Source organism: Mycobacterium sp. H4Y (genome assembly GCF_000364405.1).
Classification (GTDB): Bacteria; Actinomycetota; Actinomycetes; order Mycobacteriales; family Mycobacteriaceae; genus Mycobacterium; species Mycobacterium intracellulare.
On the sequence record NZ_AKIG01000003.1, the window covers coordinates 71751 to 86841 of the forward strand.

Genomic DNA, 15091 nt, shown 5'->3' on the forward strand with positions numbered 1-15091 from the left:
TTTGTCGTTGCGCTGCAAGGCGTTTCGGCGAAGGACTGCGGCCGGGGCGAATTGGCATCCGATACCGAAGCAGCACAACGCATCCCGTAACATCGCCGCCATGGAACCGAGCCGGCGGTGGGGCGACGACCGCGCGATCCTCGACGACGAGGAGGCCCGTAGACGGATCCTGGATGCCGCCGGGCGCTGCATCGTCCGGCGCGGCAACACCCAGTTCCGCATGGGCGAAGTCGCCGACGAGGCCGGGGTGTCGCGCTCGACGGTGTACCGCTACTTTCCCGGTCGCGACGACGTCCTGCTGGGACTGATGCTGGCGCGGATCGACACCGCGCTCGGCGAGTTGGTGCGCTCGCTGCCCGCGCCCGACGACCCCGTTCGGTCGGTCCCCGAGATGGTGCTGGCAAGGGTGGAATCGGTGGACGGCAACCCGCTGAACGAAGCGCTGTTCGCGGCCGAGAGCACCGCGGTGGCCTCGGCGCTCGAGAAGGGTTCCGAACCGATCGTCGAACTGCTGTTGCGGCATTACGGGCCGTTGCTCGACCGTTGGAAGGCGGCCGGGCTGCTCTACCCGGATGTCGATTTCCGCTCGATCGTCCAGTGGCTGCACGCCGCGACCCTGTTCCTGCTGGCGCCCTCGTGGCGCTACCGCCCCGCGGCCGACAAACGCGAATTCGTCGAACAGCTCGTGGTGAGGGCCCTGGTTCCACAGATCAGACAATAATCGTATATTGTCTGATGTCCAGACGTTCGATTGGTTTTCTCCGACGGCGTTGGTGTCGCTGGCGCGGCGCCGGCGTCGGGTTGAGAGCCGGGATGGATGGGCATGAAAAACCCTGTGGGACACGCGTTTTCCTTCGTCGGCCTGGCCGCGCACCTGGGCCGGGGCGCGGGTCGGGTGGCGACCGACGCGGTGGTGGGTGGCCGGTTCGGCTTGCCTCGGTCGGCCGACGAGATCACTCCCGCGGTCCTGTCCCGCGTCATGGGAACCACCGTCCGGTCGGTGCGCGTGCTGAGCAGGGACGCGGGCACGTCCTCGCGCGCGCGGCTGGTGCTGACCGGCAAGAACGTCCCGGAGTCGGTGTTCGTCAAGGTCGCGGCGCAGACCGCCGCCACCCGCCTGATGGGTGAGCTCGGCCGGCTCGGGCACACCGAGGTGCGTTTCTACCGCCAGCTCGCGCCGCAGGTCATCGGCGTTCCCTACTGCTACGGCGCGGCGTTCGACCCGTGGACGGGCCGGTACCTGCTGGTGCTGGAGGATCTCCCGGCAGAGTCGTGCGAGTTCCCCGACACCTTGCACCCGCTGTCGACCGACCAGGCCGGCCTCATCGTCGAACTGCTCGCCGAACTGCACGCCACGTTCTGGGGCCGGCTGCCGCGCGACGGGCGCGGGCCGCTGGGCTGGCTGTACACGCCGTCCGGCGACGTGACGTCGTTGTTGACCGGGTCGCTGATGCACACCTCGATCAAGCGCCTTGCCGAGCGCGCTTCTTCAGTCGACGTCCCCGTCGACGCGGGGGCGTTCATCGCCGACAACTACCGTGCCGTCGCCGCGCTCATCGACACTCCCCCGCACACCGTCATGCACGGCGACGCCCATCCCGGCAACATGTACTTCCACGGCGGCAAGGCCGGGCTGCTGGACTGGCAGGCGGTGCGGCGCGGGCACCCCAGCCGCGAGCTCGCCTACACCCTGATCACCAGCCTGACCCCGGAGGACCGGCGGGCCAGCCAACGCGAGCTGCTCGACGACTACCGGCGGGCGCTGGTGGCGGCGGGCGGCCCCGAGCTGGATCGCGACGACCTGTGGCTGCGGTTCCGCCAGGGCGCGCTGTACGCCTATGTCGCCCCGCTGATCACCACCGGGATGGGCGGCATGCAGGTCGACGACATCGCCATGGAAGGCCTGCGCCGGGGCGTCGCCGCGCTCGACGATCTGGAAACCGTCGCCGCGCTGAAGAGTTCTTTGTAGGGCTTGCGAATTCGGCCGAAGCTATTGCCTTCGCCACGCCACGAGTTACGCTACCTACCGTAGCGAAATGCTGTGCGCCTTCCGCTCAGCCCTCCGAGACAGCCCGCGGCGGCGAAGAGGAGTCTCATGTTCGACCTGAAGATCACCGGTGGAACCATTGTCGACGGCACGGGCGCCGAGCGCTACCGCGCCGACATCGGCATCAAGGACGGCAAGATCGTCGACATCGTCCGCCGCTCCGCCGACGGCCCCGAGATGAGCGGGGAGGCGGCCGAAACCATCGACGCCACAGGGCATGTGGTGGCCCCCGGCTTCGTCGACATCCACACGCACTACGACGGTCAGGTGACCTGGGACGGCCTGCTGGAGCCGTCCAGCGGCCACGGCGTCACGACGATCGTGACGGGCAACTGCGGCGTCGGCTTCGCCCCGGTGCGGCCCGGCACCGAGCAGTGGCTGATCGAACTGATGGAGGGCGTCGAAGACATCCCCGGCACCGCGCTGACCGAGGGCATCACCTGGGGCTGGGAAACCTACCCCGAGTACCTCGACGCGATCGACAAGCACAAGTTCTCCGTCGACGTGGGCAGCCAGGTCGCGCACGGCGCGATTCGCGCCTACGCGATGGGCGAGCGGGGGGCGCGCAACGAGCCCGCCACCCCCGACGACATCGAGGCAATGGGCCGGCTGGTCCGCGAGGCGATCGAGGCCGGCGCGCTCGGCTTCTCGACGTCACGCACGATGGGGCACCGCGCGATGGACGGCGAGCCCGTACCCGGCACGTTCGCCGCCGAGGAAGAGCTGTTCGGCCTCGGCCGCGCCATGGCGGCCGGCGGCCAGGCCGTGTTCGAGCTGGCCCCGCAGGGCGCCGCGGGTGAAGACATCATCGGCCCCAAGAAGGAGCTCGATTGGATGCGACGGCTGAGCGGCGAGATCGACCGCCCGGTGTCGTTCGCGCTGATCCAGGTGGACGCCGATCCGAACCTGTGGCGCGAGATGCTGGACCTGTCCGCGGACGCACACGCCGCGGGCGCGCGCCTGTATCCGCAGATCGCGGCGCGCCCGTTCGGCATGATGATCGGTTTCCAGGGCCACCACGGCTTCAGCCACCGGCCCACGTACCGCCGGTTGAAGGCCGAGTGCAGCCGCGAGGAGCTCGCACGGCGGCTCGCCGATCCCGCGGTGAAGGCGGCGATCCTGTCCGAGGACGACCTGCCGGTGGACCCGACCCTGTTGTTCGACGGGATGTTCGCTTTGGTGCAGCACTCGCTGGGGCGGCTCTACTCGCTGGGTAACCCGCCCGACTACGAGCCCACCCCGGACCGCACCGTCGCCGCGATCGCCCAGGCCCGCGGTGAGGACCCGCTGTCCACGCTGTACGACCTCATGCTCGAGTCCGACGCGACCAACATGCTGATGCTGCCGCTGTTCAACTACGCCGACGGAAACTGCGACGCGATCCGCGAGATGATGCTGCACCCCGCCGGCGTGCTCGGGCTGTCCGACGGCGGCGCGCACTGCGGGATGATCTGCGACGCTTCCTATCCGACGTTCCTGCTGACGCACTGGGCGCGGGACCGTAAGCGGGGCGAGAAATTGTCGCTGGAATACGTGATCCGCAAACAGTCCCGTGACACCGCGCATCTGTTCGGCCTCACCGACCGCGGCACCATCGAACCCGGCAAGAAGGCCGACATCAACGTCATCGACATGGACGCGCTGAGGCTGCACCCGGCGGCGATGGCGTTCGACCTGCCGGCCGGGGGAAACCGGATCCTGCAGGGCGCCAGCGGTTATGCGGCGACCATCGTCAGCGGGACCGTCACCCGCCGCAAGGACGTCGACACCGGGGCCCGCCCCGGACGCCTGGTTCGCGGAGCCCGCTGAGAGCTCCGAACCATGGCAACGGCCGCCCGCAACCCGACGCGCACCCGCTCGCACGTCCAGGAGGATGCGATCGGCGCGCCGCCGGAGAACCCGACGCTGGTGCCGGCCGAGCGGTACTACTCCCCGGCCTTCGCCGCACTCGAGGTGGAGCGGATGTGGCCGAGGGTGTGGCAGCTCGCGTGCATGGTCGACCACATCGCGGCGCCCGGTGACTATTTCGAGTACCGCTGCGGGCCGTACGGGGTGCTGATCGTCCGCGACGACGACGGGGAGATCCGCGCGTTCCAGAACGTGTGCCGGCATCGCGGCAATTCGTTGTGCACGGGCTCGGGTTCGGGCCTGCGCGAACTCAAGTGCGGCTATCACGGGTGGACCTGGGACCTGGCCGGCGCGCTGAAACGGGTGCCGAACCGCAAGGGCTTCGGCTCGCTGCGCATGTCCGACTTTCCGCTGATACCGGCCCGGGTAGAGACGTGGGCGGGACTCGTCTTCGTCAACCTCGACCTCGACGCGATGCCCCTGATCGAATACCTGGAGGCGGTGCCCGACGACATCGCCTGGTGCCGGCTGGAGGACTTCCGCTGCTACGCCACGCTCACGGTCGACGTCGACGCCAATTGGAAGACGATCGCGGACGGCTACAGCGAGACCTACCACATCCAGACCCTGCATCCCGAGCTACTGCGTTGCGTCGACGACATCCATGCGCCGCAACGGATTTGGGGCCATACCGGAAAGTCGGATCAGCCCTACGGCGTGCCGAGCCCTCGCCTGGGCGGCGCGCTGACCGACGAAGAGGTGTGGGACGCCTACGTCTACACGCAGGGAGCGCTGATGGGCGCGGCCGAGGGCACGCCCTTTCCCGCCGACGAACGCCGGCCCGGGCAGACGGTGGCCGAACTGATCGCCGAGCGAACCCGGGCCTTCGCCGCGGGCCGCGGCGTCGATCTCAACTGGGCCGACACCGACCGAATGACCCGATTGCACCAGTACAACGTGTTCCCCAACATGACCCTGTTAGCCAACGCCGACCACCTGACCGTCATGTGTTCGCGCCCGGGCGCCGACCCCGATAAGGGCGAGCTGGTGATGTTCTTGACGACCCGGATGCCGCCGGGCGCGCCGCGCGCCAAGCCGGCCGATGTGCGCATGGCCGCCGACGCGGCCGAGCCGGGCGTCGTGCTCACCCAGGACATCGCGGTGCTCCCCGGCCTGCAGCGCGGCATGCACCAACCCGGCTTCACTCACTTGGTGTTGTCCAGCGAGGAACGCCGCGTGATCAACATGCACCGCAACCTGGAGCGCTACCTCGACCTGCCGGCCGCCCAGCAAATGAGCGGCGGCGCGGCGAAATGATCTGTCGCAACATAGTTCGTGTACACAGGGCGAAAGTGCCCTCGAGCGATTTAGAATCCCGCTTGTGATGACCCCGTCTTACCCCTGGGGGGACGATCGAGGGCAACTTGCGCGGCAGCTACGGCTGCCGTATCACACACTCCGCCGCAGGCGGGAGCGACGCCTGTGCCACCGTTTCGCGCGGGTGGGCGTCCGCACGGCGCCGGAGCGGTTGCGGGCAATGCTGGAGGGCGCGCCGCTGGCCGCTCACGAAATGATCAACCTGAATTTTGCGTTGATCGCGATCCGGCTCGACCGCGAGTCTCGCGCCGCCAGGTACAAGCGGCTCCGGCAACGCGGCGCCCGATCGCTGATGTTCGCGGGCCTGGTCATGGTGGTGCTGAACTTCCTGGTGTGCATGGCCTACCTCCTGCTGAACCTCGCGGAGCCGACGGCGCCGCTGTAGCTCCTCAGCGCGGGGCGACGATGCCGTTGTCGTACGCATAGACGATCGCGGCCGCGCGATCGCGCAGGTCGAGCTTGCCGAAGATCCGCCCGATGTGGCTCTTGACGGTGACGCCGGAAATGCAGAGTTTGCCGGCGATTTCGGTATTGGACAGGCCCTGGCCGATCAATGTCAGGACGTCGAGCTCGCGGGTCGTCAGCTCGGCGATCGCCGCGCCGCGCGGGCCGGGAGCCGCCTTGCGGTAGGTGGTGAGCACCCGCGAGGTCACCGCGGGATCCAGGTAACTGTCTCCCCTGGCGACCGCGCGCACCGCGCGGATCAACTCCTCGGCCGAGGAGTCTTTGAGCACGAAACCGGCCGCCCCGGCGCGCAGCGCCCCCGACAGCAGCTCGTCCTCGTTGAAGGTGGTGAGCGCCAGCACCGGCGGCCTGCCGCCCAGCCTGCGGGTCGCCTCGATGCCGTCGACGCGGCGCATCCGCAGATCCATCACGACGACGTCGGGTCGATGCTCGGCCACCGCGGCGGGCACCTCGTCACCGTCGGCGCACTCCGCGACGATGACGAAACCGTCTTTGCGGCGCAGGATTCGGCGCAGACCCGAACGCACCAGGTCTTGGTCGTCCACGAGGAGGACGGTGATCTCGGGCGCCGGGTCGGTCACAGCTTGCACCATCGCGGGCGCCAGGTGGTGTCGCCTTCATGCAGCGGGATCTCGGCGCGCACCGACCACCCGTCCCGGGTCGGGCCGACGTCGAGGGCGCCGCCGAGCAGGTCGGCGCGCTGGCGCATGCCGCGCAAGCCACGCCCCTCCGCCGACTTCGCGGCCAGCACGGCGGCCGGGAGCAGATTGCTGACCGCGAGCCGTGCCGACACCGGCGAAATATCGAGCACCACACTGGCTTTCGACTCCGGCGCGTGCTTGGCGATGTTGGCCAGCGACTCCTGGGTGATGCGGTAGAGCGCGAGGCCCACCGCGGCCGAGACGTGGTCCGTGGGCCCTTCGACGCACAGCGTGACGGCCAGGCCCGCTTGCTGAAAGCCCGCGACGAGCGCCGGGACGTCGTCGATGCCGGGTTCGGGCGTGGTCTGCGCCGTTTTGGTCGGCCAGTTGTCGAGCAGGCCGACGGTGCGGCGGATGTCGGCCATCGCCTGCCGGCCGAGCTTCTCGGCCTGCTCCAGCGCATCGACCGCGTCATCGACGTCGCGATCCTGCTGCAGCGCGCGGCGCGCGCCGGTCACGTGCAACAGGGTGATGCTGAGCGAATGCGCGATGACGTCGTGCACTTCGCGCGCGATGCGGCGGCGTTCGTCGGCGGCGGCGTGCTCGGCCAACAAGTTCTGCGCCTCGATTTGTTCGGCCAGCAGCAACCGCTGGGCGCGCATCACGTAGCCGAGTAGCCAGCCCACCGCGATGAAACCCAGGTACAACGCGATCGCGTCGAGGCGGTGCAGCGCGGACGCCGTGAGCAACAGCGCGGCCGCCGACACGGCCGCCAGCAAGCCGGCCAGAACCGAGGCCAACGTCGCGACGACCAAGACCATCAGGATTAACAACGCCGGTGCGAAATCGGCCTGTATGGGCGTCGACGTGCCGAACAGCGTCAGCGCGGTGGCCGCCGACCAGGTCGCCCACAACGGCCCCGGCGTGATCTTCATGTTGAAAACGAAGAACGCCAGCTCGGTTGACAGGGCCAGGGCGAACGCGGACAGCGACACGGGCAGGTCGGCCGCGGGCCGCTGCAGCGTCCCGATCACGCCGCCCAGCACGAGGCTGACATCGACGGCGATCAGCGACGTCCACGTGATGCCGACGGGAAGCAGCTCGCTGCGTCGGCGAAGCTGCTCCCGCAGGTGATCGGCTGCGGCGCGCAACATCGTCCAATCCTAGAAGAGCTGGGCGCCCCGCCACATCCTGCTGGGGTCGGCGCCGGTCTCCGCCCGTGGTAGGAGACAAAGACTGCACTTCGGCACGACGCGCAGCCAAGGCCCGCATTCCTAACGTCGAGTCATGACATGGACACTGCTGCACGACCGCATGGCCTTCATGGCCGAAGTGATCAAGGCCGCCGACACGGACCCGCAGGCGGCACTTGCGTTGATCGACAACTCATCCGAGGTGCCCGAGCTGTTCGGCGACGAGGAAGGCCTGATGCTCTCGCTCGGCCAGCGCTGGATCACCATGCTGGTGGCCAAGCTGGACCAGGCGGCCTACGAGGGCGCATCGGCCGAACAGGTGCGGGCCGATCTCGAAGCCGCCGAGCCCGGCCTGCACGCGCTGGTGAAGATCGGCTCGCGCCGGTCGCTGCGGGTGCGGTCGCTGTCTCGCGGCGAACACGTGGCGGTGGGCCTCTTCGGCGGCCCGACGGGCGATCGGCAGACCGTTGCATGACCGCACCGGATTGCTTGCGCGACTGACCGGTCGGTACGCGGTTCTGGTCGTCGGTCTATGGGTGCTGGCGGCCGCCGCCGCCAATCTGGCGGTCCCCCAACTGGAGCGAGTCGTCGACTCCCACGCGCGCTCCTTCATGCCGCCCGAGGCACCGAGCGCGGTGGCCGCCGCCCGGGCGGCCCAGCTGTTCAACCAGACGCCCAGCAACAACTTCGTTTACGTTGTGCTGGAACGCGATCAGCGGCTGGCCCCGGGCGACCGCCAGTTCTATGATGCGCTGACGACGAAGCTGGGTTCCGATCACCGTCACGTGTATGCGGTGACCGATCTCTGGTCGCAACCCGCGACGGCCGCCGGCGCGCAGAGCTCCGACGGTCAAGCCGTCAGCGTGATGGTGCGGCTCGCAGGAATGCTCGGCACCTCCCAGGCACGCGACTCGGTGGATTCCGTGCGCGCCGCCATCCAGACCCTGTCGCCGCCGGCCGGCCTCGAAGTCCATGTCACGGGTCCCGGCGCCACGATCGTCGACGAGTTCTCCGCGATCGACCGGCAGATGCTCGGAATCACCGCAGCCACAATCGGTCTCATCCTGCTGCTGTTGCTGATGGTGTACCGCTCGCCGGTAGCCGCCGCGATTCCGCTGATCTCGGTCGGGCTGGCGCTGGCGCTGGCCCGCGCGATCGCCGCCGCGCTGGGCCGGGCCAATGTCGTTGAGGTGTCGCTGTTTTCGGTGGCGCTCATGGCGGCGATGACGTTGGGCGCCGGCACCGATTACGCGATCTTCCTGGTCGGGCGCTATCACGAAGGCCGCCGCCACGGCATCCCGCCGGAGCGGGCGCTGACGCAGGCCTACCGTTCCGTCGCGCCCGTCGTGATCGGATCGGCGCTGACCGTGTCGGTGGCGCTGGCATGCCTGGTGTTCGCTCATGTGGGCGCTTTCCGCAGCGCCGGATTGCCCTGCGCCATCGGGATTCTGGCGACGATGGTGGCCGCGCTGACCCTGACGCCCGCGCTGATGGGTCTGGCCGTGCGACGCGGGTATCTCGAACCGCGCCCATCGAGAACGGCGCGGCGCTGGCGCCGGGTCGGCACCGCCGTGGCCCGCTGGCCCGGGCCGATTCTGGTTGCCGCGCTGGGATTGACCCTGCTGGCCGCGCTGCCGCTGGCCGGGATGCGCGTCGGCTTCAACGAGCCCGCGGCCACGCCGTCGTCCACCGACTCCAACCGCGGCTATGCCAGCGCCGACCGGCATTTTTCGGCGAACGCGCTGTTGCCGGACGTCATCGCGATCCAGGCGGATCACGACCTGCGCAACCCGGCCGGTTTGATCGCGATCGAGCGGGTCACCCGCCACATCATGGCCGTACCGGGTGTGCGCGCGGTCCAGTCCGCGAGCCGCCCCGACGGCAAGGTGCCCGAACAGGCCACGCTCAGCTATCAGGCGGGCGTGCTGGGCCGTCAGTTCGGCGACACCATGGACTCGCTGACCCGTCGCCTGCAGCGGGTCTCCGAGCTGGACGGCGCGCTGGCGCAGACTCAGGCTGCGGTCGACGGTCTCGGCAATGGGTTGCGCGGAGGCAGTGCGGGGCTGGCCGACATGTCGGGGGCCGCCGAAGACATGCGCGCCGGGATGGACGGCTTGCAGCGCAATGTCACGACGGTGTCGGGCTATCTCGACCCGCTGCGCGACATCGTCGGGCGGACCCCCGACTGCGCCGCCAATCCGATCTGCTCGACGGTGGACCGGGTGCTGCAGCCCGTCGACAGCCTGGTGCAGACCTCCGCGCGGCTCGATGCCGGCGCGACGAAACTGACCAGCGGCTCCAGCACGGCCGCCACGGCGATGGCCGGCCTGCCGCAAAGTGTGTCGGCGATGAAAGGGGCTTTGGGGCAGGCACGTTCGGCCACCCATGACCTGCTCGGGCTCACCGACACGCTCGGCCCGCAGATGCGTCAGTTGACCGACTACATGAACGAGATCGCGACGCAATTTCAGGGCAGCGCCGCGGCGGATTTCTACATGCCGCAGCGAGCGCTGACCGATCCGCGCTACACCGCCGTGCTGGGCCATCTGATCTCCGAGAACGGGCGCGCCGCTTACCTTCTCGTCTACGGCGACGGGTCGGAGTGGGGCGCCGACGGCGCCAACCGGGCGGACCAGGTTCGCGCCGCCATCAAGGAGGCCACCAAGGAGGGAACCCTGACGCCGCTGGAGGTCGACCTCGCCGGCGTCGGGCCGGTGACCGCCGATCTGCAGCGCTTCGTCGCCAGTGACACCACCCTGCTGGTCGGCGCCGCGCTGGTGCTCATCTTCTTGATCGTCACCGCGATGCTGCGCAGCCCGGTCGCCGGACTCGTCGTCGTCGGCACCGTCGTGTTGTCCTACGCCTCGGCCGTCGGTGCCAGCGTGCTGATTTGGCAGCACCTGCTTCATCAGGATCTGCATTGGTCCGTCGCCCCGATCGCGTTCATCGCGCTGATCGCCGTCGGCGCGGATTACAACCTGTTGCTCGCCTTGCGCATCAAGCAGGAGGCGGCGGCGGGCCTGCGCACCGGCATCATTCGCGCTTTCGGCGGCACCGGCGGAGTGGTCACGGTCGCGGGCATCGTCTTCGGTCTGACCATGCTGGCCTTGCTGAGCAGCAGCGTGCTCAGCATCGCCCAGATCGGCACGACGATCGCGGTCGGGCTGTTGCTCGACACCCTGGTGGTGCGGGCGTTCGTCGTGCCGTCCATCGTGGCGCTGCTGGGCCGGTGGTTCTGGTGGCCGAGCCGTCCGCCCCGCCGCGCCATGGCCGAGGCGGTGAACACGCCTGAGCCGCAGCTGCTTACTGCGGCGGGGGTGTGAACGTCGACGGCAGCCCGACCAGCACGCCTTCGACGTCGCCGTCGGCGCTCACCAGCAGGCCGCGTCCCGGTGGGAGCGCCTGGGCGCGCACGTTGCGGTTGATCCGGTTCTGCGGGTCGTTGTCCATGTAGAGCTGGGCGACTTTCGCCGAGTTCTGGAACCTGATCCATGGATCCATTTGCAGCGTCGCCCAGTTCGCGCTGTTGCGGGTGGTGAACACGTGCAGGCCGATCTGGCGGGCACGTTCCATCAGCTTCCACAACGCGGCTCCCACCGGCGGTTTGGGCGGGTAACTCTGATCCGGGCGCAGGTCTCCGATGTCGTCGATGAGCACGAAGTGCCGCGGCCCTTCCCACGGCTTGAGCGCGCGCAGCTCCTCCTGGCTCAGACCCTTGGGAGGCAGCCGGGGCAGCAGCACCTGCTGCGCCAAGGCGGTGATCACCTCGTCGATCTCGTCCTGGTCGTACGCGTAGGCCCGCACGTAGCCCGGCCCGTGCAGATCGCGCAGGCCGTGCGGGGCGGTCTTGGGGTCGATCAGGGTCAGCTGCGCTTCCTCGGGGCTGAAGCGATTCATGATCGCCTCGCCAATTGAGACCAGCGACAACGTTTTTCCGCAGCCCTGCCGGCCCAGGATCATCACGCCCGGGCTTTCGCGCAGCTTGATCGGCACCGGCCCGAGTTCGTGGCGCTCTCCGATGGCAAACGAGATCGACAGATGGTCGCCGGTCGGGTGGGCGGCCTCGTATTCCAGGATCGCCTTGAGTTCCACCCGCTGCGGCAGCCGCTGCAGGGTTGCGTGCTTGGTGACGCCGGCGACGTCCGCGATGCGGGCTCCGACGTCCACGATGCTGACCATCGCGCCGGTCGCAGGGTCGGACAGGGCCGGCACGCCGACGCGCAGCTCGTGCAGGCTGTCGGTCAGACCGAAGCCGGGGCGGTTCAGTGTCCGGCGGGCCGCGTCGCGCGACTCGAGCGACGAGTGCCCCATCTGGCTTTCGCTCGGATCTGCCAAGCGCAATTGGATTCGCGCCGTGGCGTTTTGCAGCAGGCTTTGCCGTTGCCCGTGAATCCAGCCGCCGGCGCTGCACATGACGTGCACCCCGTACTCGGGACCCCGGCTGCTCAACGAGATGATGCGGTCACCCAGAACGGTGTCCTTCGAATACAGGTCGTCGTAGTCGTCCACCACCACGAAGACATCGCCGAACGGGTCGTTCGCGTCGGTGCCGCCCAGCCCGTCGCTGCCGGGCGCGAACCGGCGCTCGCGGAACCCGTCGAGGTCGATCTTGAGCCGCCGGAACGAATCTTCGCGGGCATCGATCAGCGCGTCCATGCTGCTCAAAATGCGTTCGATGCCCTCGGCGTCCTTCGGTGACACGATGTCGGTGACGTGCGGCAGCGACGCGGCTTGGGCGAGGGTCGCCCCGCCGATGCAGAAGAACGTGACGCGGGCGGGGCTGTACATCGTTGCCGCCGAACACATCAGCGTCATCAAGGTGGTCGTCTTGCCGCGCTGCTTGGCGCCGACCACGATCACGTTGCTGCGCAGCGCGTCGACCGCGTGCACCACCTGCTTGGACTCTTCGGGGATGTCCATGACACCCACCGGGAACATCAGGCCCGGGTTTTGCCCGTAGTCGACGTGCCAGGGCTTGCCCCGATACCCCGCGACCAGAACGTCGATCGGCTCCGGATCCTCCAGCGGCTCCAGCCACGGCCGGCGCGGCGAGCGGTGCGGCACGTTGTGCAACGACTCCCGCAGCACATCCACGATCTTCTTCCGTTTGAAACCGTCGTCGTAGTACAGGAATTCGTCGGGCTCGGCGTCCACGGCGGCGGCGGCTTCCAACGCCGTGGCGTCCGCGGCGTCCAACGGCTGGAACTGCCAGTTGTACAGCCGGGGCTTCGTCAGCGTCATGTCGACCGTCTCGGCGACTTCCTTGGTCTTCGGCACCACGAACGGGGCAGAGAGGTAGAAGCAGCGGAACGGCTCCAGATCGCGCGGCCCCACCTTCAGCAGGCCGAAGCCGTTCTCCTTCGACGGCAGGTGGTAGGCGGCGTCCGAGCCGATGACCTCGCGGCTGTCGTCGCCGGACTCGGCGCGCAGCGCGATGCGGAAGGCGATGTTGGACTTGACCTTTTGCAGCGAGGACAGGTCCAGGCGCTGGCCGCCCAGCATGAAAAACACGTTGGCGCCGCGGCCTTCCTGACCGATGTGGATGATGAGGTTGATCCACTTCTCGTGGTTGGCGAACAGCTCCAGGTACTCGTCGACGATGACGAGCAGCACCGGTACCGGGGGCAGGTCGCGTCCGGCCAGGCGGATCTCCTCGTAGTCGTTGGCGTCGCGGGCGCCCACCGAGGTGAAAAGCTCGTAGCGCTGTTTGATCTCACCGTCGATGACCCGGCGCATCCGTTCGGCCAGGTGGCGCTCATCCTTGCCGAGGTTGGACAGCGCGGCCACCACGTGGGGGATGCCCAGGATGTCCTGGGCCGCCGACTCGAACTTCATGTCGACGAAGATCACGTTGAACGTCTCCGGGGAGTGGGTCAGCGCGATGCCGTAAACCAGCGACAAGAAGAACTCCGACTTGCCCGACCCGCTGGTGCCGATCACCACCGAGTGGAAACCGAAGCCGCCGAAGTCCTTGGCGCGGATGGTGATGTTCTGTAGCTCGCCGTTGGGTTTGGCGCCGACCGGAACCTCGCACCAGCGCTCGTCGCCGCGGCCGCGCCGCTCGGCCCATAGCCGGTCGACGTCCAGGTCGCGCGGGTCGCTGATCCCCAGGGCGCGCAGCAATTCTGTTGCGCCGCTGACGGAATCGGCGATCTCGCTGCGGCTGGTCGGTGACCAGCGTGCCATCGCGCGCGCGTAGCGGTAGGCGCGGTGCACCGACAGCTGGTCGGCGTGCGCGAAGAACTTGTTGCGCACGCGCAGCAGGGGCGCGGGGCGGCCGTCTTCCCCGTCGGAGTCCGAACCGTTGCGGTGCAGGGCGACTTCGCCGTTGACCGATCCGTTGGGTGAGCTGTGCCGCTCGCTGAGCTCGAACACCTGGTCGGTGGCGAAGCCCACGCCGGTGCCTACGCGTGAGGCGATGCGCAGCAGGGTGATTCCCGCCTTGCCGACCTGGCCGACGACGCTCTCCCAGGCGTCGGGGCTGCCGGTGTTGTCATCGACGATCACCAGGTGCGGTCCCAAATCGACGGTGTCCGTGGCGGTTTCCAGCGCCGAGCCCATGGCGGTGGGGCTGGCCGCGGCCAGCGGAGTCCAGGCGCCGCGCTTGCCCTTCATGTGCAGCTCGGCGCCCAGGGTCTCTTCGAGTTCCTCCGGCGTGGCGAAGACCAGGCGCCGAAAACCGCACGCGTCGAACAGCTCGTCGTGCAGGTTGTGCGGCAGCCACACGATCCACGACCACACCTCGGGGTTGCGGGTCACCACCATCAGCTTGACGTCGCGCGGGTTGTGAAACACCGCCAGCGAGCACAACACGGAGCGCATCAGTGACCGCAGCCGGTCCAGGTCCTCGCCCACGAAGCTGAATCCCGGCGCCGACCGCAGGTTCACCACCTTGGCGATGTCGCGAATCTTGCGCTGCTCCAAGATGAAATCGCGCAGCGCCTGCCCGGTGACGGGTTCGAGCTCCTCGTCGGACGCGATGTCGGGCCAGGTCACCGACAGCACCGAGTCGGGCGCGTGTTGCACGCCCGTGCCGAGCCGCACCTCCAGGAAATCCGCGTCGGCGCGGCCGCGTTCCCACATGCGTGGGCCGCCGATGATGGCGCCCAGGCCGCGCGGGTCGGAGTGCACGGAGTTCTGCCATTCGCGTTGCGCGCACACGGCGGTCTGGATTTCGTCGCGGTTGCTGTCGAGGTCGCGAAGGTAGCGTCGGCGGCCCTTTTCCATTTCGCCCCAGGTGATCTTGCGGGCTCGGCCGAAGCGCCCGGAGAACGCCAGCATGCTGAAGGCGCCGATGCCCATCAGTGGGAAGAAGCCGGTGGTCAGGCTGCGGACGCCGGAGACATAGAGCATGACGATGGTGCCGATGAGCGCGACGATCAGCGCCGGCACGCCGATCATCACCCAGATGTTGCGGGGCTCGCGTTCCGGCAGCGCGATGGGCGCGCTGGGGGCCACCCGAACCGGTTTCGGCGGCTCGATCTTGACGCGGTTGATGGGGAACGCTTTCTTGGACATTC

10 protein-coding genes are annotated in these 15091 nt (G+C 68.7%); 7 read left to right on the plus strand and 3 right to left on the minus strand.

From position 1 onward, the window contains the following. Window positions 1–100: 100 nt before the first annotated feature. The 5 genes from W7U_RS21240 (at window position 101) to W7U_RS21260 (ending at window position 5657) form a co-directional block, all read left to right on the plus strand. The gene (locus tag W7U_RS21240; protein ID WP_008262421.1) at window positions 101–721 is read left to right on the plus strand and encodes a TetR/AcrR family transcriptional regulator; all 621 of its coding nucleotides are present in this window, start codon (window positions 101–103) and stop codon (window positions 719–721) included. Window positions 722–823: 102 nt separating this feature from the next. After that, window positions 824–1969: a phosphotransferase gene (locus W7U_RS21245; RefSeq protein ID WP_014712596.1), complete on the plus strand. Its 1146-nt coding sequence runs from the start codon at window positions 824–826 to the stop codon at window positions 1967–1969. Window positions 1970–2095: 126 nt separating this feature from the next. Beyond that, on the plus strand, window positions 2096–3856 hold the full coding sequence (locus W7U_RS21250) for an amidohydrolase family protein (RefSeq protein WP_008262425.1): 1761 nt from the start codon (window positions 2096–2098) through the stop codon (window positions 3854–3856). Between the two features lie 12 nt (window positions 3857–3868). Beyond that, the gene (locus W7U_RS21255) at window positions 3869–5212 is read left to right on the plus strand and encodes an aromatic ring-hydroxylating dioxygenase subunit alpha (RefSeq protein WP_008262426.1); all 1344 of its coding nucleotides are present in this window, start codon (window positions 3869–3871) and stop codon (window positions 5210–5212) included. A 184-nt stretch (window positions 5213–5396) separates the two neighbouring features. After that, complete coding sequence (locus W7U_RS21260; RefSeq protein ID WP_014381536.1) at window positions 5397–5657, plus strand: hypothetical protein; 261 nt, start codon at window positions 5397–5399, stop codon at window positions 5655–5657. A gap of 4 nt (window positions 5658–5661) precedes the next feature. On the opposite strand, the gene W7U_RS21265 is transcribed toward W7U_RS21260, so the two are convergent. Together W7U_RS21265 and W7U_RS21270 are read right to left on the minus strand one after the other, a co-directional pair. Next, a complete protein-coding gene (locus W7U_RS21265; RefSeq protein WP_008262428.1) occupies window positions 5662–6318 on the minus strand; it encodes a response regulator transcription factor in 657 nt (218 codons plus the stop codon). Next, window positions 6315–7532, minus strand: a complete 1218-nt coding sequence (locus W7U_RS21270) for a histidine kinase (protein ID WP_008262429.1) — start codon at window positions 7530–7532, stop codon at window positions 6315–6317. The genes W7U_RS21265 and W7U_RS21270 overlap by 4 nt, the downstream gene beginning before the upstream one ends. A 133-nt stretch (window positions 7533–7665) precedes the next feature. Between W7U_RS21270 and W7U_RS21275 the strand changes: the two genes are divergently transcribed. Together W7U_RS21275 and W7U_RS21280 are read left to right on the plus strand one after the other, a co-directional pair. Next, complete coding sequence (locus tag W7U_RS21275) at window positions 7666–8046, plus strand: hypothetical protein (protein ID WP_008262430.1); 381 nt, start codon at window positions 7666–7668, stop codon at window positions 8044–8046. Further along, window positions 8039–10894 carry an RND family transporter gene (locus W7U_RS21280; RefSeq protein WP_008262431.1) on the plus strand — a complete coding sequence of 952 codons (2856 nt, stop codon included), beginning with the start codon at window positions 8039–8041 and terminating at the stop codon, window positions 10892–10894. The genes W7U_RS21275 and W7U_RS21280 overlap by 8 nt, the downstream gene beginning before the upstream one ends. Here W7U_RS21280 and W7U_RS21285 read toward each other — a convergent pair. After that, on the minus strand, window positions 10875–15089 hold the full coding sequence (locus W7U_RS21285) for a type VII secretion protein EccC (protein WP_008262432.1): 4215 nt from the start codon (window positions 15087–15089) through the stop codon (window positions 10875–10877). The two genes, W7U_RS21280 and W7U_RS21285, sit on opposite strands and share 20 nt — an antisense overlap. Window positions 15090–15091 lie beyond the last annotated feature (2 nt).

Excerpts from the sequence above, each read along its gene's own strand:
- W7U_RS21250 (WP_008262425.1), top strand. The coding sequence starts at position 2,096 with ATGTTCGACCTGAAGATCACCGGTGGAACCATTGTCGACGGCACGGGC.
- W7U_RS21255 (WP_008262426.1), top strand. The coding sequence starts at position 3,869 with ATGGCAACGGCCGCCCGCAACCCGACGCGCACCCGCTCGCACGTCCAG.
- W7U_RS21245 (WP_014712596.1), top strand. The coding sequence starts at position 824 with ATGAAAAACCCTGTGGGACACGCGTTTTCCTTCGTCGGCCTGGCCGCG.
- W7U_RS21240 (WP_008262421.1), top strand. The coding sequence starts at position 101 with ATGGAACCGAGCCGGCGGTGGGGCGACGACCGCGCGATCCTCGACGAC.
- W7U_RS21270 (WP_008262429.1), bottom strand. The coding sequence starts at position 7,532 with ATGTTGCGCGCCGCAGCCGATCACCTGCGGGAGCAGCTTCGCCGACGC.
- W7U_RS21275 (WP_008262430.1), top strand. The coding sequence starts at position 7,666 with ATGACATGGACACTGCTGCACGACCGCATGGCCTTCATGGCCGAAGTG.
- W7U_RS21285 (WP_008262432.1), bottom strand. The coding sequence starts at position 15,089 with ATGTCCAAGAAAGCGTTCCCCATCAACCGCGTCAAGATCGAGCCGCCG.